Here is a 19024-nt window from a genome sequence, read left to right as displayed (position 1 = left end):
CACCCCGCTCTCCCTATCGGGTCGCTCGCTGGGAACAAAACCCTGTGGCCGCTGTTACAAATCCTGTCCCCGCTACTCAGTAGCAGAGAAGGCCCGGCGCACACTGTGCGCCGGGCCTTCTGCCGTTCCCGGGCGCTGCGGCGCCCCGCGGTCCGCCGGGTTGACCCTCGACCTGGTCGAGGGCCCAGAGTCCTCGGTGTGGAGAGCAGCATGCGCAGCATCGGCGAGATGGCCCGGGACAGCGGGCTGAGTGTCAGCGCCCTGCGGTTCTACGACGGTGCCGGGGTGTTCGGCCCCGCCGAGGTGGATCCGCGCACCGGGTACCGCCGGTACGCGCCCCGACAGCTCGACGCCGCCCGGCTGCTGGCCCGGCTGCGCCGGGTCGGGATGCCGCTGGCCGACATCCGCCTGGTCCTGGCGGGGGACGTCGGCACGGCCCGGCACGCCGTCGACGCCCATCTGCGCCGGCTGGAGGACGGCCTCGCCGATGCCCGCCGCGAGCTCGCCACGGTCCGCACACTGATCGCCTCGAGGGAGAGCACGATGGACACCACGCAGTCGACCCGCCTGACCCTGGCCGCACCGGAGCTGGCCGCGGCCCTGGACGCGGTGCGGTTCGCCGCCGCCCCGGGGGCCGAGCTCCCGGCGGTGGCCGGGGTGCTGTTCGAGACGGACGGCGGCCTGCTGCGGCTGGTCGCCACGGACCGCTACCGGTTGGCGCTCTCGCAGGCCCCGGTGGCGGAGCTGGACGGCCCGGGGGCGAGCGTGATCGTGCCGACGGCCCTGCTGGACGAGGTACGGGTGCTGCTCGACGGTGCCCGGAGCGCGGAGCTGCTGGTCGAGGGTGACCGGCTGACCCTGGCCGTGGACGGCCGCACGGTCACCGGGCAGCGGATCGACCAGGACTACCCGGACTACCGGGCGCTGATCCGGCTCGACCCGACCCACCGGGTCGAGCTCGGCGCGGACCTGCTGCGCGCGGCGCTCGCCACCGGCCCGGTCCGCCCGGCGCGGCGCGGTCAGGACGGGGCCGGCTACCAGGTCTCGGTGCTGACCGTCGACCCCGCGGGCTCGTTGAGCACGAGCGGCGAGGCCGTGGCGGGCGGGCTCCAGGTGCAGGTGAACCGGGACTTCCTGCTGGAGGCGGTGGCGGCGGGCGGCTCCGGCCAGCTGGTGCTGGAGTTCGGCGGCCCGATCGCGCCGCTGGCGATCCGCTTCCCGGAGCGGGCGGACACCTTCTCGCTGCTGATGCCGACGGTGCTGTAGCCGCGGCCGCGGGGGCCGGCCGCGCCCGGGCGGCTACGCCGGGACGATGTTGTGGTTCCGGTGGAAGACGTTGTCCGGGTCGTACTCGGCCTTGACGGCCGCCAGCCGGCGGGTGTTCCGCTCGCCCAGGCCGGCCCGGGTGCGCTCCTGGCCCTCGTCGCCGATGAAGTTGAGGTAGACGGCCCCGATCGACCAGGGCAACAGGTCCGCGCAGACCGCGTGCGCCCAGGCCCGGCCCCGCTCGTCGTCGGCCGGGTCCTGCCAGAGTCCGAAGGGGTGGACGGCCCAGGGGGCGGCGCGCCAGGGCACCGGGTAGTCGTCGCGGCCGGCCGCCACGGCCCCGCCGAGCGGGAAGATCACGTGTTGCGAGGGCGACGGCGCGACCATGTCCCGCGCTCGCGCGCAGAACAGGTCCGCCGCCTGGTCGGGGAAGCCTGCCAGGTACTCCGCCGACCAGTAGTTCCGGTACCCGGGAGGGTCGTCGAGCATGCACTGGAGATCCGCGTAGGGCAGCTCGGCGACCACCTCGGCCCGGTGTCCGAGCCCCAGCATCGGTTCGAACACGGGCTGGGCCTGGCCCAGCCCGCCGGTGTAGGTGAGCAGCATCGCGACGGCCGGCCGGCCGACCATCTCCGGCGGCACGAACGGCTCCGGCGGGGCGGTCAGGTAGAGCACGGCGCCGCCGACCTCGTCCGGGGCGTCGCCCATGTAGTCCCGGTAGCGGCGGACCACGTCGGGCCCGTCCTCGGTCCGCCAGAGCAGCAGCGCGATCGCGAAGGCGGGCAGCGGGTGCAGCCCGAGGGTGAACTCGGTGGCCACCCCGAAGTTGCCGCCGCCGCCGTGCAGCGCCCAGAACAGCTCGGGGTGCTCCTGCTCCGAGGCGCGCACCCTGCGGCCGTCCGCGGTGACCAGCTCGGCGGCCAGCAGGTTGTCGCACATCAGCCCGAACCGGCGCTCCAGCCAGCCGGAGCCGCCCCCCAGGGTGAGCCCGCCCACACCGGTGGTGGAGGCCCGGCCGCCGGTGGTGGCCAGGGCGTACGGCTGGGTGGCCCGGTCCAGGTCCGCCATGGTGGCGCCGCCGCCGACCCGGGCGATCTTCGCCGCCGGGTCCACGTCCACGGCGTTCATCCGGCGCAGGTCGATCACCAGGCCGTCCTCGACCACCGCGGCGCCGGTCACCCCGTGGCCGCCGCCGCGGACCGACAGCTCCAGTCCGTGGCTGCGGGCGAACGCGACGGCCGTGGCCACGTCCCGGGGGGTCACGCACTGCGCGATCACCCGTGGCCTGCGGTCGATCACCCCGTTGAACACGGCGCGCGCCTCGTCGTAGCCGGTGTCGCCCGGCGCGATCGTCTCCCCCACCAGACCGGACCGCAGGCCTGCCAGCATTCCGGAATCGAGCAGGTCGGAAGTCATACTGATGCGCCCCTCTCCGGGACGAGCCCACTCCGACGTTACCGAGCGTAGTCCGGGGCCGAGGCCGCCCGCATCCGGAGCGCAACGGCCCCGGCCCCGCGCGCGGGGCCGGCGCGCGGGGTCGGGGCGGGGCCCGGGTGGGCGTCGGCTCAGGCGGCGGTCTGCAGTTCGCGGACCGGGTGCTGAACCACCGTCAGCTGGTGCACGTTGTCCTGGGCCGGGGTGAGGTGCCCGCGCAGGCGCACCGAGAGCGCGATGATCATCAGGGTGCAGGCGGCCATCGCGGCCAGGTACAGCGGCCAGGTGCCGGAGCCGACCAGCAGCACGCCGACGGCGGGGCCGACCGCGATCGCGATCTGCTTCACCAGCGCGTACCCGGCGTTGTAGGTGCCGAGCAGCCGGGTCGGGGCCAGGTCCGCGACGATCGGGCCCAGGGTGGGCGCGAGCAGCGACTCCCCGACGCCGAACAGCGCGTAGATGGCGACGATGGCGACCGTGGCGGCCATCGTCTCGGTCCGGATCAGCCCGGCGACCAGGGCCATCGCCCAGGCGGCCAGCCAGACCACGCCGGCGGCGGCCATCGCGGTGGTGCGCCGACGGCGCTCGGTGATCCGCACCACGAACATCTGCAGCAGCACGATGGTCAGCGCGTTGGCGCCGATGGCCAGGCCCAGGGTGGACGGCGCGGTGCCCACGGTGTCGGTGGCGAAGGCCGCGACCCCGGACTCGAACTGGCCGTAGCAGGTGAAGAAGATCAGACCGGCCAGCAGGCAGAGCCGCAGCATCGCCTTGTCGGCGACCAGCGCGCGCAGCCCGCTGGGGGCGTCCCGGCGCGCCGGCTCGGCCTCCTCGACGGCGGCCGGGATCCGGGCGGTGCCGGTGACGGCGGCCAGACCGAGGAAGGTGAGCGCCTCGATGGTGAACAGCCGGGTCAGGCTGGCCGGCTCGGCCACGTCCACGATCTGCCCGCCGACCAGCGCGCCGATGCCCATGCCCAGGTTGACCAGGGTGAACTGGAGCGCGAAGGCCCGGTGCCGGGTGGCCCGGGGCGAGCTGCGGACGATCATCGTCGCCAGCGCCGGCTGGCAGGTGGTGACCCCGGCGCCGAACAGGAACGAGGCGACCAGCAGCCCGGGGGTGCCGGTGGCCTGACCGAACGAGAAGGCCCCGACGGCGGCCAGCGCGGCGCCGGCCAGCAGCACCGGGCGCGGCCCGTACCGGTCGATGCCGCGGCCGGTGAAGGGCAGCACGGCGAGCGCGGCCAGCGCGAAGACGGTGAACACCATCCCGGCCGCCACCGAGCCCAGGCCCCGCACCTGGTCCACGTAGACGAACATGTACGGCATCGTGAAGCCGCTGCCGAACGCGCTGAGCGCGTTGCCGATCTGGACGCGGCGCAGCGGGCCGCCCGCCCCGTAACGCTGCTGCCTCTGCTGCTTCACCGTGCCGGTCACCGTGCACACCCCTTTGCTTGAGACTTCGGACCTGTCGTGTTTAGGCCAGAAGATTTAAGAGCTAAACTTTAGGCCTGAACTCTAAGCCTCCAAAGCTTGAGACGTCAAAGGCTTAACGGCTGCAGGGTTGCGTGGGACAATGGCCGGTATGAGTGCACGCAGACCCGCGCCGCCGGACGACGGCGAGCTGGGCATCGCCGAGCAGGTGGCCGTCTACCAGCGGGAATTCCCGACCGTGGACCCCCAGGTGGAGACCATCGTGTCCACCCTCTCCCGGCTCGCCCGGCGGATGAACGTCGCGTACAGCAGGCAGCTGGCTGTGCTGGGAATCACGTCCGCGGAGTGGGAGGTGCTCAAGGCCCTGGTGATCTCGGGCAGCCCGTACCGGCTCGGCCCCGGCGAGCTGGCCAAGCGGCTCGGGCTGACGCCGGCCGCGATGACCCACCGGATCGACCGGATGGTCAGCGACGGCCTGGTCACCCGGGACCGGGACGAGGCCAACCGGGTGCGCGTGATCATCGAGCTCACCGAGACCGGCCGCGACAAGTGGCTGGAGCTGATGCGGATGGCCGCCGTCTTCGAGGCCGACCTGCTCCAGGACATCACCGCCGAGGAGCGCCCGGCGCTGTCCGCCATGCTCGGCCGGATGCTCCGCCGCATCGAGGTCACCCAGCCCGACGCCCTCGGCCGCACCGAGGACCTGGACTGACCCCGGCCGAGCACGGCCGAGGGCCCCGGACGTCCCGTCCGGGGCCCTGCGTGTCCCGCCCGCCGGTCAGTGGCCGGGCGGGGTCCAGTCGGCGGGCAGGCCGGACTGGGTGAGGAGCGTGGCGAGGCTGTAGCGGTCCTGGTCGGAGGTGATCCGGCAGCTGCCCCGGTCGACCTCGAGGAGGGTGGTCATCGGCACCGCGAAGGGCTTGGGGGCACCCTTGAGGTGGCCGGCGTAGACGGCGTCGACGGTGATCCGGCCGCCGTCGCGGTGGGTGGCCCGCACGGTGACGTGGACCTGGTCGATGATGCTGTCGGCGCGGGCCTTCCACCCGGAGATCTCCTGGGGGCCGCGGAAGGTGATGCCCACGGCCTCGTCGGTGTAGGTGCCGTCGGTGGTGAACAGGGCGCCGAGCGCCTGGGGGTCGGTGCCGTTCCAGGCGCGGGCCCAGTCGGCGACGATCCTCGGCGGGCGGCGGGCGGCCTCCTGCGCGGCGTGGGCGGTCGTGGCGGCGCCGACGGTGGCACACACGGCGGCGGCGGCGGTCAGCGCGATCATGGCGCGGGACGGGCGGACGGTCATGGTGGTGCTCCTTCGGGTGCGGGCGCGGGCGCGTCGGAGGCGACCGGCACGGCACCCAGACTCGGGCCGGGCGCTGTCCACATTCCAGGCACCACCGGGGCGGGGGCTGTTCGATGCTGTCCACGCCCGTCCACCCGGCCCTGCCGGGGCGTCACGTGCCGTGCCCGGATCGACGGCCGCGAACGTACGACGCCCGGCCGGGAGACCCGGCCGGGCGTCGGTGCGACCCGCTCATGACCCGGTCGAACCGGCCACGTGGAGGCTTGCTACGGGGTGATCGGTGGTTCAGCAGGGGCCGTTGTCGGTCCAGACGCCCCACTGCCCGCTGAGGCTCGGGTCCTCGTTGGTGGTCCACCACTTGTTGGTGTAGCTGTGGCCCTTCCAGCTGACCTTGGTGCCGGCCGTGGCGTACACGGTGGCGGCGTTCCAGCTCGGCGCGGCGCAACCCGGCGTGCTCGGCGAGGCCGAGGCCGAGGTCGACGGCGAGGAGGACGGCGAGGCCGAGGTGCTGGGCGAGGCCGAGGAGGACGGCGAGGAGGACGGCGACGGCGAGGCCGAGGAGGCGGACGGCGACGGGGACGGAGCCGCCGGGCAGTCGGCCGCGGAGCCGTTGGTGGCGGTCACCATCTTGTCGAACAGGGCGGTCTTGGTGCCCATGTCGTACAGCGAGAAGGCGAAGGCGCCGCCGAGGCCGTTGCAGTGCGCGTAGTCGAGCTTGGCCTGGATGGACCTGGCGTCCTCACCGCTCCAGAAGGTGGTGCCGTCGTAGAAGTAGGTGGCCTTCGCCTGGTCGTCCCAGAAGGTCTTGGACGCGTTGTCGACGAAGCCCGCGAGCTCCTTGTACATCTGGATGCCGGCGACGCTGCCGGACATCGGCGCACCGGCGGCCGGCCCGGCGGCGGACTGGAACAGGCCGTTCTTGCCGTTGTTCGGCACGCCGGTCCAGCCGCGGTAGTAGAACGGCACCCCCATGTTGATCTTGTTGGCGGGGAAGCCGCCCGGAATGCCGTACTGCGGGTCGCCGACGGTCCAGGCCTTGATGGCGGCGTCGATCGAGTACTTGCCGGTGCCACCGGGGATCGGGGTCATCGGGTCGTTCGGGCCGGAGTAGAGCGGGGCCTGGTGGTTCGTCGGGCCCTGCGCCTCCCAACCGCCGTGCATGTCATAGGTCATGACGTCCAGGAAGGTCAGGTACTGGCCGACCTTGTCGGTCTCGATGTTCTTGATCTTGTCCTGGCCGGCCCCGACCGCCGCGGCGAGCGCGTAGGTCTTGTGGTCGGCGGCGCCCTGCGCGTCCAGCTGGGTGCGGAACTCGCCGAGCAGCTTGGTGAAGTTCTGCTTGTCGCTCGCGCTCTCGTGGTTGCCGAGGTGGCCGCCGCCGCCCGGGTACTCCCAGTCGATGTCGATGCCGTCGAAGACACCCGCGGCCGAGCCGGCGCCGCCGTAGCCCGCGTCCACCGGCAGGTTGCCCTTGATGAACATGTCGAGGCAGGAGGAGACCAGCTTCTTGCGCGAGGCGTCGGTGGCCGCCGCGTCGGAGAAGTACTTGGAGTAGGTCCAACCGCCGATCGACAGCAGCACCTTGAGGTTGGGGTTCTTCGCCTTCAGCTTCTTCAGCTGGTTGAAGTTGCCCGCGATCGGCTGGCCCCAGGCGTCCGCGACACCGTCGACGGAGATGTCCGCGCCGAAGCTCTTCTGGTAGTCCGCGAACGCGTCGGCCGCACCGTCACCCGCGTTGGGGTTGTTCTCGTCCTGCGAGGCAGCCTTGGTGGCCTCGAAACAGGAGAGCGTGGTGGGGTTGATGTTGGCGAAGTCGTAGATCAGGTAGTCCAGCTTCCCGGCCACGCCGGTGTCCTGGATGGTCTTCGGGTAGTACGCGTTGCCGTAGATCGACCACTGGTCGAAGTAGGCGACCTTGATGCCGCCGCTGGTCGCGGGGGCGCCGGTGGAGTTGGTGGGCGCGGCCTGGGCGGTGGCGCCCGAGGTCAGGGCGAGGGCCGTGCCGAGCAGTGCGGAGGCGGCGGTGCCGGCCACCAGAGCCGTCAGGCTCTTGGGCCGTCGCCGGCGCGCCGGCTGGGGCGCGGGGACGGAACGAAGCATGGCTGCGTGACTCCTGGTCGTGGGGGATCCCGCCGTGCCCCCGGGGTGTGACATCCGGGGTGGGGCCGGATGGTCAGGGGCATGACAGTGGAATCGAGCGGGGCCTTCGGTACTGCGTCAACCGATCGTGCCGGTGCCCGGATGAGCCGAACCGGCGCCGGAGGTCGAGACCTCCGGCGCCGGCCCAGGGGCTCCCTGCACCTGGGCATAAAAATGGACTAGACCAACTCCCCCGTCAAGAGCCAGATTTGCCCCTTGAGCCGCCCTTAAGGTTCCACCGATGCCGCCATAGGGGTGCCGGTCAGTAGCGGAGGGCCGAGGCGACCTCCGCCGTCACGTTCCCGGAAAGGGTCCGGTTGCTGGTCGCGGTGGCCTGCGCGGTGCCGCCCGCGGCCACGTCGGGGACGGTCAGCACCACCACGTCCAGCAGATTGCCGCTCTGGTCGTTGAAGTTGACCTGGATCGTGTACTTGTACGCCTGGGACCCGCCGTTCGTCACCGTCAGCGGCACCTGCAGGTGCCCGTCGGAGGCCGAGGTCACCCCGCCGAGCGAGATGTCGCTCTTCGCGTCCAGCCCGCCCTTCACGCTGGCCAGGGCCGAGGAGGCGGCCGCCGCCGCGGAGGAGGCGGCGGAGGCGGCCGCCGAGGCCGCCCCCGAGGTGGCGCTGGAGGCCAGGCTCCCGGCCGCCGAGGCCGCGGCCGACAGCCCGGACTGCAGCACCGAGGACACCGCCGGCGACGGCGAGCTCCCCGAGGAGCAGCCCACCAGTCCCGCACCGCCCAGCACGGCCGCCGCCACGGCCACCGCCACCGCCCTGAGCCGGGGCCCTGAGCCGATCCGAGGCCTTGAACCGATCCGACCACCCGGCACGATCCGACGCTGCATGACCACTCCTCGCTCGGCTGCCCCCGCCCCACCACCGTTGGCCCGCCCGGCCGCCGCGGCCACCCGGCAGGGCGGTTCGGGTGATCGGCCGGGCCGGGCGGGGCCGCCCGGGGCGCACACCATGGCGCGGACGGTTCGGCGGCCGGCGGAGGGGTACGGCGGTGGTGCGCGCGAGCTCGGCGAGCTGGAGGCGGAGCTCATGGACCGGCTCCGGGACCGGGGTCGCCCGGCCACCGGCCCCGGCTCGTACGACTGCTCCGGGCTCACGCTGAAGGCCTTCGCGGCTGCACCGACCTGCACCACGTCGGCATCTACCTGGGTGACGGCAGGCTGCTGCACGCCCCCCGCACCGGAACGAGCGTCGAGATCGTCGGCGTGGACGTGAGGCCGTACGCCGGCGCCGTCCGCCACTGACCGCGGCGGGCCGGGCGGGCGCGGGGGCCGCGGACGGCGGAGGTCAGACGGCGACCACGTTCACCGCGCTGGGGCCCTTCTGGCCGTCCTGGATCTCGAACTCCACGTTCTGCCCCTCGGCGAGGGTCTTGAAGCCGTTGCCCTGGATCGCCGAGAAGTGGACGAACACGTCCTTGCTGCCGTCCGCCGGGCTGATGAAGCCGAAGCCCTTCGCCTCGTTGAACCACTTGACCTGGCCCTGGATCTTCGCCATGTCGCTCTCCTCGTAGGCTTGTTGGCATGGCCCTGCGGCCGCACTGGGGTGATCATGCCCAGCGGGGCCCCGGCTAACCCGGGGCCCCGGACCGCGCGCGCGGCCGCCTCAGGACAGCCCGGTGCCCGCCTGGTCGGCGGCCTCGTCGGCGGCGCGGGCCGCGCGGCGGCGCACCACGTCCTGACGGCGCGCCACCACGGCGACCGCGCCCAGCGCGGCCGCGGTGAAGGCCAGCAGTCCGTGCCACGGACGGTCCACGGCGTGGCCGAAGGCGTGGTCGAGGGAGTAGCGGCCGGCGCCGGCGACGCCGAGCGAGAGGCCGCAGGCGCCCAGCAGGGCCGGGTACTCGAAGCCGCCGCTGGTGACGAAGAAGCCCGCCGGGGCGTGCACCGAGATCGCCCCGGCCATGGTGCCCGCGACGATCGACCCCGCGACCGGGGTGGCGAGGCCCAGCACCAGCAGCGCGCCACCGCCCGCCTCGCCGAGACCGGAGGCGATGGCGCTCTCCCGGCCGGGTTCGAAGCCCATGTGCTCCATGGCTCGGGCCGTGCCGTCGACACCGCCGCCGCCGAACCAGCCGAACAGCTTCTGCGTCCCGTGCGCGATGAGCACCCCGCCGACGGCGGAGCGCAGGGCCAGCAGGCCGAGGTCCTTGCGGTTCAGACTGGTCATGGTGACGCCCCTGGGGTCCGGTGACGCGGCTGACGCCGCGTTCGAGCTCAATCCCAGCCCAGCCGCCCCGCACGCTCGACCCGGGGACGCCATCCGGGCGAATCCCGCCCCGCGCCGGACGCGCCGGCACGCCGAGCGGGGGCTGGTCGGCCCACACCGACCCGCCCCCGTTCACCCCTTGGCTTACCCGCCCCGGATCAGTCCGTCCGGCGGGCCAGCACGACCCGGGAGCGGGTGAATCCGGCGGCAAGCGCCCAGGAGAGCAACGGCAGGCCCACCACCACGACCGCCAGGTACGTCCACGGCACCACCAGCGGGTGGGTCCCGAGGTCGATCGCACCGGTCGGGTCGACGAACGGCACCTTGCCCAGGTTCTGCACCCGCTGGATCGCGGCGGCGGGCACGAATCCGGCCGCCGCCCCCAGCAGGACGCCGATCCCGGCGATCACCGCGCACTGGAAGCCCGACAGCCTGCGCCGGATGCCCGGCGCGGCGCCGACCGCGGCCAGCGTCGCCAGGTCCCGCTGGGAGTCCGCGGCCGCCAGTCCGGTGGCGATGCCGGCGGCGGCGACGGCCACCACCGAGGCCGCGACGGCCAGTCCGAGCACCACGACGCTGTCGCTGCCGGACCGGTAGCCGGTCTCGACGGCGAAGATGCTGTGCGCCCCCGCCGTGGTCACCGCGGCGGCGCCGCGCTGCACGGCCTCCGGGGTCGGCGGCTGCGCCGGTCGCCACACCGAGCCCGCGCTGCCGAGGTCAAGGCCGGCCTTGGCCACCGCGGCCGGCGACAGCACCGCCCGCGCCACCGGCAGCTCGGCCTTCACCGCCACCGCCGGGAGGGTGATGGTGCTGGTGGTGTTGCCCTCGGGCCCGTTGGCCCCGAAGCGCACCAGCCCCAGGGTGACGGCGCCGTCCTTGACCAGACCCGGATCGAGCACCACCACCTTGCCCTCGGCGAGGGCCCGGGCGGCCTCGGGCGAGTCGGCGCCGAGGAAGTTGTGCAGGACGGCCGCGTCACCGGCGATCAGCTCGCCGAAGGTGTAGGCGGGCGCCCTGCCCTCGTGGCAGCGCGGATCGGTCGCGAGCAGCCGCTGCGCCTCCTCCGCCGAGATCCGGGTGCCCCAGCCGTCCTCCTTCTGCCCGCCCAGCGCCGGGCAGGCGCTCCCGGCGGCCGTCCGGAGCGTGATGCGGCCGCAGAAGCTGCCGGGCTTGCCGTCGCAGACCCCGTAGTCGACGGCGTTCAGGTCGGCGCGCGTCCCGAGGCCGGTGAGCGCGTGCTCGACCGCGCCCCGCAGGTCGCCCTTGTCCCGGCTGTCGATCTGCAGGGTGACGGCGCCGGCCGGCGCGGACGGGACGTACTGCTCCCGCTCGCCCGCCTCGCTGCTGCTCTGGAAGGTCAGCACCGCCACCGCACCGGCCACCGCGGCCATCACCGCCGCGACCGCGGGCGCGGTCCGGCTGCGGTGCCGGGTGGCGTCGCGCAGGGCCAGCCGGGGCCCGAGCGGCAGGAACCGCGCGAGCCGGCCGAACAGCGTCACCAGGTACGGCGTGCAGGCGACCAGGCCGAGCTCCGCGAGCATGGAGCCGACCGTCACCACCCTGGTCCGCGCGCCGCTGGTGGCCCCGAGCAGCGCGAGCGCCGTGCCGGCCAGCACCGCGGCGGCGCCGAGCAGGGTGAACCACCGCGCCGGCGGCCGGATGGTGCCACGGCCGGTGAGGGCCGCCACCACGTGCTGCCGGGCCGCCTGGAAGGCCGGTACCACTGCCGCGAGCAGGCCGGTCAGCACACCGATCGCCAGGATCACCAGCAGGTCGGCGGGTTCGAGGCCGAAATGGCCGAACCTGGCCCCCGTCCTGGCCTCCAGCCAGGGCCTGCCGAGCGCGACCGCGACGACGCCGAGCACCATGCCGACCGCCGCTCCGGCGCCGCCCAGCACCACACCGCCGGCCAGCACCACGGCGCGGATGTGCGACTGGTCGCCACCGCCCGCGGCGATCAGCCCGAGCTGCCGGCGGGAGCGGCGGGCACCGACCGCGAAGGCCGGGCCGGCCAGCAGAACGATCTCCAGCAGCGCCATGCCGACCACGGTCGCCAGCACCGTGGTGCGGTTGAGCCCGTCGGCCTGCTCCGCGCCGAGCGTGTCGGGGTGGTCGCGGTAGAGCGGGACGGCGCTGTCCGGCGGCGGGTCGGCGAGCACCGCACGGGAGGCGACCGAGAAGCCGTACTCGTTGGCCCGCTGGACCGCGTCCCAGCCGAATTCGGCGTGCCCGGGCAGCGAGACCAGCCAGCTCGGGGTGTCGGGCTCGCCGGTCCGCTCGGTCGGGTCGGAGCCCGCCGCCAGCAGACCCGAGAGCTCGCCGGGGCGGCCGATCAGCCGGTCGGCGTCGAGCGCGCCCGGGTACTCGACGGCCGCGGTGATCCGCAGCGGGCGGTCGGTGCCCACCAGGGTGGTGGTCCGGCCGACCTCGAGGCCGGAGTCGGCGAGGAAGGCCGTGGTGGCCGCGACCTCGTACGGGGCCTGCGGCCAGCTGCCGCCGCGGAGCGTCACCAGGCCGGCGGCGGCCGGGTCGGTGAGGTCCACGCCGTAGGTCTCCACCGCCAGCTGGCCGTGGGCCGTACTGGTGCCGACGGAGTTGGCGGACCTCTCCACCGGCACCACCCGGGCGCCGGCCGGCAGGGCCTGGCGGATCAGCTGGTCCAGCGGCTCGGCGGCCCGGGCCTTCTCCTGCTCGGTCGGGGTGGGCTTCGGGCCCGTCCGGGAGACCACCGAGACGTTGCCGAGCGTGTTCGGGGCCTGCTGCACGCGCCAGCCGCGCTCCACCACGGTCAGGTACGCGTCGGAGGCGCCCATCAGCCGGGTGGCCTGCTCCTGCGGGGTGGGCCGACCGCTGCGGGCGGTCACGTCGGCGGCCGTCACACCGAGCACCGGCAGCGCGATCATGGCGAGCACCAGGGCGCTGCGGCCCTTGGCCCGCAGGGCGTCGCGGCGGGCGATGCGCAGGGCCGCCCGCCAGGCGGAGATCCTCATCGGCGCGCACCCCCGCCGACCGTCTCCTCGACCAGCCGGCCGTCGCGCAGCAGGACCACCCGGTCCACCCAGGCCGCGTGCCGGGCCTCGTGGGTGACCATCACCGCGGCCGCCCCCGCGTCGCAGCGGGCGCGCAGCACCCCGAGCACGGTCTCGCCGGTGGTGGAGTCCAGCGCGCCGGTGGGCTCGTCGGCCAGCACCAGGCGGCGGTCACCGATCAGCGAGCGGGCGATCGCCACCCGCTGCTGCTGGCCGCCGGACATCTCGTCCGGGAAGCGCTCCCCGAGCTCCGCGATGCCCAGCTCGTCGAGGGCGGCGAGCGCCTCGGCGCGGGCCCGGCGGGCGGGCACGCCGTCCAGCTCGCGGGGGATCCCGACGTTCTCCAGCGCGGTCAGGGCCGGGATCAGGTTGAAGTCCTGGAACACGTAGCCGATGGCGCGCCGGCGGACGGCCGCGACGGCGCCCTGGCTGAGACCGCCCAGCGGCCGGCCCTCGATCACCACCTCGCCGGAGCTCGCCCGGTCCAAGCCGCCGGCGAGGGTGAGCAGCGTGGACTTGCCGGAGCCGCTCGGCCCCATCACCGCGACGAACTCGCCCGCCCGCACCTGAAGGTCGATCCCCCGGAGCGCGTGGACCTCCGCGGCCCCGCGGCCGTGCACCCGGGACACCGCCTGCAATTGCAGGACCGCGCCCCCGGACTCCCTGTGCTGTGTGGTCACTGTTTCCGCTCTCCCTCGTGCCGGCGCTGCTCGCGGCCACCCCCCTGGGTGCCGGCCGCGGGGCCGAGGGGGACCTCGACCGGGGCGCATACCGAGTATGTATACCGGGTATGCGCCCGATCGACAAGCGCCCCCCGGCATCGGCCGGGGGGCGCGATCGGGCGGATCAGCCCAGGTCGGCGACGAAGGCGCGGGCCCGGCGGGTGATCTCCGGCCAGTCACCGGCGGCGACCAGGCCGGGCGCCACCACCTCGCTGCCGGCACAGACCGCGATCGCTCCGGCGGCCAGGAAGTCGGCCGCGTTGGCGGCGCCGACGCCGCCGGAGGCGATCAGCGGGGTGTCCGGGTAGGGGCCGCGCAGGTCCTTGAGGTAGCCGGGGCCGAACGCCCGGGCCGGGAAGATCTTCACCGCGGCGGCGCCCAGGTCGACCGCCGCCGCCACCTCGGTCGGGGTGAGCGCGCCGAGGATCACCGGCACGGGCGCGGCCGCCACGGCGGGCCGCAGCCCGGGGGTGACCAGGTACTCGGCGCCGGCCTCGACGGCCTGCTCGACCTGGACGGCGGTCAGCACGGTGCCGACGCCGATCCGGCAGCCGGTGCCGGCGGCGGTGGCGCGGCGCAGATGGGCGGCCACGTCGGGGGTGGTGAAGGTGAACTCCACCCAGCGCACACCCCCTTCGGCGAGGGCGGCGCACAGGGCGGCGGCATCGGGTATCGCGGGGGCGCGGACCACCGCGACCACCCGGTCGGCGGCGAGCTGTCCCAGCAGGGTCATCGGGTCTCTCCGGTCGGTCGGCGGCGCAGGGTGCGGCCCGCGCGGGCGCCGGTGGGGCGGGCGTCGTCGATCACCGCGGTGCCGTTGACGAAGACGTACGGGATGCCGGCGGCGGGCTGCTTCGGGTGCTCGAAGGTGGCCGTGTCGCGGACGGTCAGCGGGTCGAACAGGACCAGGTCGGCGGCGTACCCGGGGCGGATCGCCCCGCGCCGACGCAGGCCCAGCCGGCGGGCCGGGCGGCCGGTCATCCGGGCCACCGCCTCCTCCAGCGTCAGCACGCCCAACTCCCTTGCGTAGTACCCGAGATAGCGCGGGAAGGTGCCCCAGGCCCGGGGGTGCGGGCGGGCCCCCGTGAGCAGTCCGTCGCTGCCGGCGGTGTGCGCCGGGTGGCGCATGATGGCGCGGACGTTCGCCTCGTGGCCGACGTGCTGGAGGATGGTGGTGCCAAGCCGGTCGGCCAGCAGCAGGTCGAGGAAGGCCTCGGTCGCGCCACCCTCGCCCGCGAGTTCGGCGACGCTGCGCCCGACCCGGTCGGCCAGCGCGGGGTCGCGGACCCCGGAGATCTGGACGGTGGCCCAGTCGGCGACCACGCCGTGGCAGCCGTCGCTGCCCTGCTCCTCCATGGCGATCCTGATCCGCTCCCGGGCGGCCGGGTTGCGCAGCCGCTCCAGCGTCCGGTCCGGGCCGCCCTCGGTGGACCAGGAGGGCAGCAGCGCGGCCAGCGTGGTGGAGCCGGGCAGGTAGGGATAGCTGTCCAGGGTGAGGTCCAGGCCGTCGGCCAGGGCGGCGTCCACCAGGGTGAGGAACTCCTGTGCGCGGCCCCGGTTGACGCCGAAGTTCATGGTGGCGTGGGTGAGGTGGAGCGGGGCTCCGCTCTGCCGGGAGACCTCGATCATCTCGGCGTAGGCCTCCAGCGCACCGGCCCCGTAGGAGCGGGTGTGCGGGCAGTGGTAGCCGCCGTGCTCGGCCACCACCCGGCACAGCTCGGTGAGTTCGGCGGTGGGGGCGTACCCGCCGGGGGTGTAGGTGAGCCCGCTGGACAGGCCGACGGCACCCTCGCGCAGGCCCTGGGCGAGCAGCCGGCGCATCCGGGCGAGCTCGACGGCGGTGGCGGGGCGGTCCTCCCAGCCGACCACCAGGGCCCGCAGGGTGCCGTGCGGCACCAGGTAGCAGGCGTTGACCGCCGGCCCCGAGCGCTCCAGCCGCTCCAGGTACTCGCCGACCGTGCGCCAGTCCCAGGCGAAGCCGTCCGGATCGCCGTTCCAGCCCGCGAGTTGGCGGCGCAGGCGCTCCAGGGTGGGCGCGTCCACCGGGGCGTAGGACAGGCCGTCCTGGCCGAGCACCTCGCAGGTCACCCCCTGGCTCACCTTGGCCAGGTGCTCGGGCTCGGTGAGCAGGGCCAGGTCGGAGTGGGCGTGCATGTCCACGAAGCCGGGGGCCAGCACCAGGCCGTCCGCGTCGATGGTGCGGGTGGCCGGGGCTCCGTCCGGCACGGTGATCACGCCCGCGGTGACGGCCAGGTCCGCCCGGCGGCGTTCGGCGCCCGTCCCGTCGATGATCCAGGCACCCCGGATCAGCAGGTCGGGCATCAGAAGAAGGTCCTCATCAGGTCGACCACGCGCGGGAGTTCGGCGTCCGCGGAGTCCAGGACGGGGATCAGGGTCCACTTGTCGAAGGCGGTGCAGGGGTGCGAGACGCCCAGCCGGACGATGTCGCCGATCCGGACGTCCGCGCCGCGCAGGAAGGCGTGCTGGTCGTTGAGCGCGCTCACGGTGCCGGTCGACGGGCCCCGGCCGCGGACCAGTTGGGGCACCGGCAGGCCCAGGTCGTACGGCAGGTCGCGGCGGCCGCCGTCCAGCAGGGCGAGGCCGGGCTCGGGCTGCGAGACCACCCGGGCCCAGCCGTGCAGGGCCGCCCGGAACGGGGTCGCGCCGGCGGTGCGGCCGAGCGGCGAGATGCCCCGGTAGAAGCCGTCGTCGTGGGCGGCGTAGGCGCCGGAGCGGACCACCACCTGCGTGCGGGCGTCGGCGAGCGGGGCCAGGTGGTCGGCGACGGTGTCGAAGAAGGCGCTGCCGCCGGCCGTGATCCAGACCTGCTCGGCCTCGTACAGCTCCTCCAACTCGCCGTGCAGCTCGACCAGTCGGGCCAGGTAGCCGGCGACGGCGGCGACCGATTCGGCGGAGCCGTCGGGGCCGAGCGGGCCTTCGTAGCCGCTGATCCCGGCCAGCCGCAGGCCCGGGGCGGCCCGCACCGCGCGGGCCACCTCGACCGCCTCGGCGACGGTGCGGGCTCCGGTGCGGCCGCCGGGGGCGCCGAGCTCGACGCAGACGTCGACCGGGGCCGGGGCGCCGCGCAGGGCCCGCTCCATCAGGGCGACCGACTCGGTGGAGTCCACCCAGGAGGCGAACCGGAACTCCGGGTCCGCGGCCAGCTCCCCGGACAGCCAGCGCAGCCCGGCCGGGTCCAGCAGCGCCCCCGCGAGGTGGATCCGGCCCAGGCCGAAGGCCCGGCCGACCCGCAGCTGCGGCAGGTTGGCCAGGGTGACGGCGACCGCTCCGGCGTCCAGGTGGCGCTGCCAGAGGGCGGGCGCCATCGAGGTCTTGCCGTGCGGTGCGAGGGCCACCCCGGCCCGCTCGCACCAGGCCGCCATGGTCCGCAGGTTGTGGTCGAGGGCGCCCGCGTCGAGGGTGAGCAGCGGGGTGCCGAGGTCGTCCAGGGTGGGGCCGGTGGCCAGGTACTCGGCGACGGTGGCGCCCCAGGCGGCGGCCGGGGCGGCCTTGAACCGCCAGTCCAGCCGCTCCTCGGCGAGCTCCGCCACCCTGGCGCGATCGATGAGCGGCACCGGGACCACCCTCCTGTTGCGATATTCGCAACGGTCGTTGCATCAGCTGTGGAGGTGATCTAACCTCAGGTCCAGACCAGTGGTCAACGACCCTGCCCCACCGCACCCGCCAGGAGCCGCCCGGTGACCACCCCTGCCGCCGTCTGCATCGGCGAGTCGATGGCCGTGCTGCTGCCGGAACGGACCGGACCGTTGGAGGAGGCGGAGACCTTCCGGCGCGGCTTCGGCGGCGCCGAGTCCAACGTCGCCTGCGCGCTGGCCGCGCTCGGCGTGGGCGCCGCCTGGATCAGCCGGGTCGGTGCGGACGGCCTGGGCCGCAGCCTGGTCGCGCAGATCGCCGCGCACGGGGTGGACACCTCGGCGGTGGCCGTCGACCCGGAGCGCCCCACCGGGCTGTACCTGAAGGAGACCGGCTCCGGCCGGGACCACCCGCACGACCTGGGCGCCGGCCGCAGCCGGCTGCACTACTACCGGCGCGGCTCCGCGGCCTCCGCGATGGGCCCCGAGATCCTGGCCGACCCCGCCGCCGCGCCGCTGCTGGACGGCGCCGGCCTGATCCACCTGACCGGGATAACGCCGGCCCTGTCGGACAGCTGCCACCGGCTGGTGCGCACCCTGCTCGCCGTACCGGGCAAGCGGATCAGCTTCGACCTCAACTGGCGGCCCGCGCTGTGGGCCGGGCGGGACCGGCAGGCGCTGCGGTTCCTGATGAACGGGTCGCACCTGGTGCTGCTCGGCGCGGACGAGGCCCGCGAGGTGCTCGGCACCGACGACCCCGAGGGCCTGCGCCGGCTGCTGCCCCGGCCGGAGGTCCTGGTGCTCAAGGACGACGGGCACCGCTCGACCGCGATCGCCCGGGACGGCTCCACCCTCGCCGAGCCCGCGCTGCGGGTCGCGGTGCTCGAGCCGACCGGGGCCGGCGACGCCTTCGCGGCGGGCTACCTCGCGGGCGTGCTGCGCGGTCTGCCGGAGCGGCAGCGGCTGCGGCTCGGCCACCTGTCGGCCGCCTCGGCACTGACCGTCCGGGGCGACCTGGGCGTCCTGCCGCCCCGCGAGGTGCTGGACCGGCTGCTGGCCGTGGACGAGGCCGGCTGGGCCGCGGCCCGGGTCGACCAGGACGGCTTCCACCCGGGCGCCGCCCCGTGAGCAGCTCGACGGTCGCCCGGGCGATGCTGCTGCTGGCCGAACTCGGCCGGGGCGAGCGCACCTTGGAGCAGCTCGCCGCCGTGCTGGACGCGCACAAGAGCACCGCGCTGCGGCTGCTGCGGCCGATGGAGGAGGCCCGGGTGGTGCAGCGCGACGCCGCGCACCGCTACCGGCTCGGCCCGCAGCTGTTCGCGCTGGCCGGCCAGGCGCTGGAGCAGCGCGGCGTGCGGGCCGTGGCGGCGCCGCACCTGCGCGAGCTGAACGCGGCCACCGGCCAGACCGTGCACCTGGCCGCCTACGAGGGCGGCGAGGTGGTCTACATCGACAAGTACGACTCCCGGCACCCGGTGCGGATGTACTCCCGGGTCGGGCTGCGCGCGGCGCTGCACAGCGCGGCCGTCGCCAAGGTGCTGCTGGCCGACCTGCCGCCGGCCGAGCGCCGCCGGGTGGTGGCGCAGATCGAGTTCACCCCGTTCACCGCCCGCACCCTGACCACCCCCGCGGCGCTGCTCGCGGAGCTGGAGCGGGTGGCCGCCCAGGGGTGGGCGCAGGACCACGCGGAGCACGAGCCGTTCATCAACTGCGTGGCCGCGCCGGTCCGGGACGCCACCGGCCGGGTGGTCGCCGCGGCCTCGGTGTCGGTGCCGGACGTGCTGCTGCCGTACGAAGGGGTGCTGGCGCTGCTGCCGCAGCTGCTGGCCACCGCCACCGCCATCTCGGCCGACTGCGGGCACGCCGCGGCCGGCTGACCGATCGACAGG

Annotated in this window: 16 protein-coding genes; 4 read left to right on the top strand and 12 right to left on the bottom strand. The window is 74.8% G+C overall.

All coding sequences use genetic code 11. The annotated features are described in order from the left end of the window. Positions 1–198: 198 nt before the first annotated feature. Positions 199–1266, top strand: coding sequence for a MerR family transcriptional regulator (locus AB0K43_RS26580; protein ID WP_363644008.1), 1068 nt, complete (start codon positions 199–201; stop codon positions 1264–1266). 33 nt (positions 1267–1299) lie between these two features. On the opposite strand, the gene AB0K43_RS26575 is transcribed toward AB0K43_RS26580, so the two are convergent. Both AB0K43_RS26575 and AB0K43_RS26570 read right to left on the bottom strand, forming a co-directional pair. Beyond that, positions 1300–2682 (bottom strand): FAD-binding oxidoreductase, encoded by a 1383-nt coding sequence (locus AB0K43_RS26575; RefSeq protein WP_363644006.1) that lies wholly within the window; start codon positions 2680–2682, stop codon positions 1300–1302. A 149-nt stretch (positions 2683–2831) separates the two neighbouring features. Beyond that, on the bottom strand, positions 2832–4124 hold the full coding sequence (locus AB0K43_RS26570) for an MFS transporter (RefSeq protein ID WP_363644004.1): 1293 nt from the start codon (positions 4122–4124) through the stop codon (positions 2832–2834). 160 nt (positions 4125–4284) lie between these two features. On the opposite strand from AB0K43_RS26570, the gene AB0K43_RS26565 reads away from it, so the two are divergent. Next, positions 4285–4845: a MarR family transcriptional regulator gene (locus tag AB0K43_RS26565; protein WP_363644002.1), complete on the top strand. Its 561-nt coding sequence runs from the start codon at positions 4285–4287 to the stop codon at positions 4843–4845. Between the two features lie 66 nt (positions 4846–4911). Here the strand turns inward: AB0K43_RS26565 and AB0K43_RS26560 are convergent, their stop codons facing one another. The 10 genes from AB0K43_RS26560 to AB0K43_RS26515 all read right to left on the bottom strand — a co-directional run bounded on the left by AB0K43_RS26560 (position 4912) and on the right by AB0K43_RS26515 (position 17117). Next, on the bottom strand, positions 4912–5427 hold the full coding sequence (locus AB0K43_RS26560; RefSeq protein ID WP_363644000.1) for a nuclear transport factor 2 family protein: 516 nt from the start codon (positions 5425–5427) through the stop codon (positions 4912–4914). Positions 5428–5712: 285 nt separating this feature from the next. Continuing rightward, complete coding sequence (locus tag AB0K43_RS26555; protein ID WP_363643998.1) at positions 5713–7527, bottom strand: glycosyl hydrolase family 18 protein; 1815 nt, start codon at positions 7525–7527, stop codon at positions 5713–5715. Between the two features lie 301 nt (positions 7528–7828). Continuing rightward, complete coding sequence (locus tag AB0K43_RS26550; protein ID WP_363643996.1) at positions 7829–8338, bottom strand: hypothetical protein; 510 nt, start codon at positions 8336–8338, stop codon at positions 7829–7831. A gap of 532 nt (positions 8339–8870) precedes the next feature. Then, positions 8871–9080 carry a cold shock-like protein CspC gene (gene cspC, locus AB0K43_RS26545; RefSeq protein ID WP_363643994.1) on the bottom strand — a complete coding sequence of 70 codons (210 nt, stop codon included), beginning with the start codon at positions 9078–9080 and terminating at the stop codon, positions 8871–8873. A 108-nt stretch (positions 9081–9188) separates the two neighbouring features. Next, on the bottom strand, positions 9189–9752 hold the full coding sequence (locus AB0K43_RS26540; protein WP_363643992.1) for a DoxX family protein: 564 nt from the start codon (positions 9750–9752) through the stop codon (positions 9189–9191). A 197-nt stretch (positions 9753–9949) separates the two neighbouring features. Beyond that, positions 9950–12781 (bottom strand): ABC transporter permease, encoded by a 2832-nt coding sequence (locus AB0K43_RS26535; protein WP_363643990.1) that lies wholly within the window; start codon positions 12779–12781, stop codon positions 9950–9952. Further along, positions 12778–13500: an ABC transporter ATP-binding protein gene (locus tag AB0K43_RS26530; RefSeq protein ID WP_363643988.1), complete on the bottom strand. Its 723-nt coding sequence runs from the start codon at positions 13498–13500 to the stop codon at positions 12778–12780. Before AB0K43_RS26530 ends, AB0K43_RS26535 begins: the two co-directional genes overlap by 4 nt. 166 nt (positions 13501–13666) lie before the next feature. Beyond that, the gene (gene eda / locus AB0K43_RS26525) at positions 13667–14275 is read right to left on the bottom strand and encodes a bifunctional 4-hydroxy-2-oxoglutarate aldolase/2-dehydro-3-deoxy-phosphogluconate aldolase (RefSeq protein WP_363643986.1); all 609 of its coding nucleotides are present in this window, start codon (positions 14273–14275) and stop codon (positions 13667–13669) included. Beyond that, positions 14272–15864 carry a D-aminoacylase gene (locus tag AB0K43_RS26520; protein ID WP_363643984.1) on the bottom strand — a complete coding sequence of 531 codons (1593 nt, stop codon included), beginning with the start codon at positions 15862–15864 and terminating at the stop codon, positions 14272–14274. The genes eda and AB0K43_RS26520 overlap by 4 nt, the downstream gene beginning before the upstream one ends. Continuing rightward, on the bottom strand, positions 15864–17117 hold the full coding sequence (locus tag AB0K43_RS26515) for an alanine racemase (protein ID WP_363643982.1): 1254 nt from the start codon (positions 17115–17117) through the stop codon (positions 15864–15866). Before AB0K43_RS26515 ends, AB0K43_RS26520 begins: the two co-directional genes overlap by 1 nt. 123 nt (positions 17118–17240) lie before the next feature. Here AB0K43_RS26515 and AB0K43_RS26510 point away from each other — a divergent pair, with 123 nt between their 5' ends. Further along, complete coding sequence (locus tag AB0K43_RS26510) at positions 17241–18263, top strand: sugar kinase (protein ID WP_363643980.1); 1023 nt, start codon at positions 17241–17243, stop codon at positions 18261–18263. Further along, positions 18260–19012 carry an IclR family transcriptional regulator gene (locus AB0K43_RS26505; protein WP_363643978.1) on the top strand — a complete coding sequence of 251 codons (753 nt, stop codon included), beginning with the start codon at positions 18260–18262 and terminating at the stop codon, positions 19010–19012. The genes AB0K43_RS26510 and AB0K43_RS26505 overlap by 4 nt, the downstream gene beginning before the upstream one ends. Positions 19013–19024 lie beyond the last annotated feature (12 nt).

Source organism: Kitasatospora sp. NPDC049258, from assembly GCF_040678895.1.
Lineage (GTDB): Bacteria > Actinomycetota > Actinomycetes > Streptomycetales > Streptomycetaceae > Kitasatospora.
This window is presented reverse-complemented; position numbering and strand designations above follow the sequence as displayed.

Excerpts from the sequence above, each read along its gene's own strand:
- cspC (WP_363643994.1), bottom strand. The coding sequence starts at position 9,080 with ATGGCGAAGATCCAGGGCCAGGTCAAGTGGTTCAACGAGGCGAAGGGC.
- AB0K43_RS26565 (WP_363644002.1), top strand. The coding sequence starts at position 4,285 with ATGAGTGCACGCAGACCCGCGCCGCCGGACGACGGCGAGCTGGGCATC.
- eda (WP_363643986.1), bottom strand. The coding sequence starts at position 14,275 with ATGACCCTGCTGGGACAGCTCGCCGCCGACCGGGTGGTCGCGGTGGTC.
- AB0K43_RS26520 (WP_363643984.1), bottom strand. The coding sequence starts at position 15,864 with ATGCCCGACCTGCTGATCCGGGGTGCCTGGATCATCGACGGGACGGGC.
- AB0K43_RS26560 (WP_363644000.1), bottom strand. The coding sequence starts at position 5,427 with ATGACCGTCCGCCCGTCCCGCGCCATGATCGCGCTGACCGCCGCCGCC.
- AB0K43_RS26540 (WP_363643992.1), bottom strand. The coding sequence starts at position 9,752 with ATGACCAGTCTGAACCGCAAGGACCTCGGCCTGCTGGCCCTGCGCTCC.
- AB0K43_RS26555 (WP_363643998.1), bottom strand. The coding sequence starts at position 7,527 with ATGCTTCGTTCCGTCCCCGCGCCCCAGCCGGCGCGCCGGCGACGGCCC.
- AB0K43_RS26575 (WP_363644006.1), bottom strand. The coding sequence starts at position 2,682 with ATGACTTCCGACCTGCTCGATTCCGGAATGCTGGCAGGCCTGCGGTCC.
- AB0K43_RS26535 (WP_363643990.1), bottom strand. The coding sequence starts at position 12,781 with ATGAGGATCTCCGCCTGGCGGGCGGCCCTGCGCATCGCCCGCCGCGAC.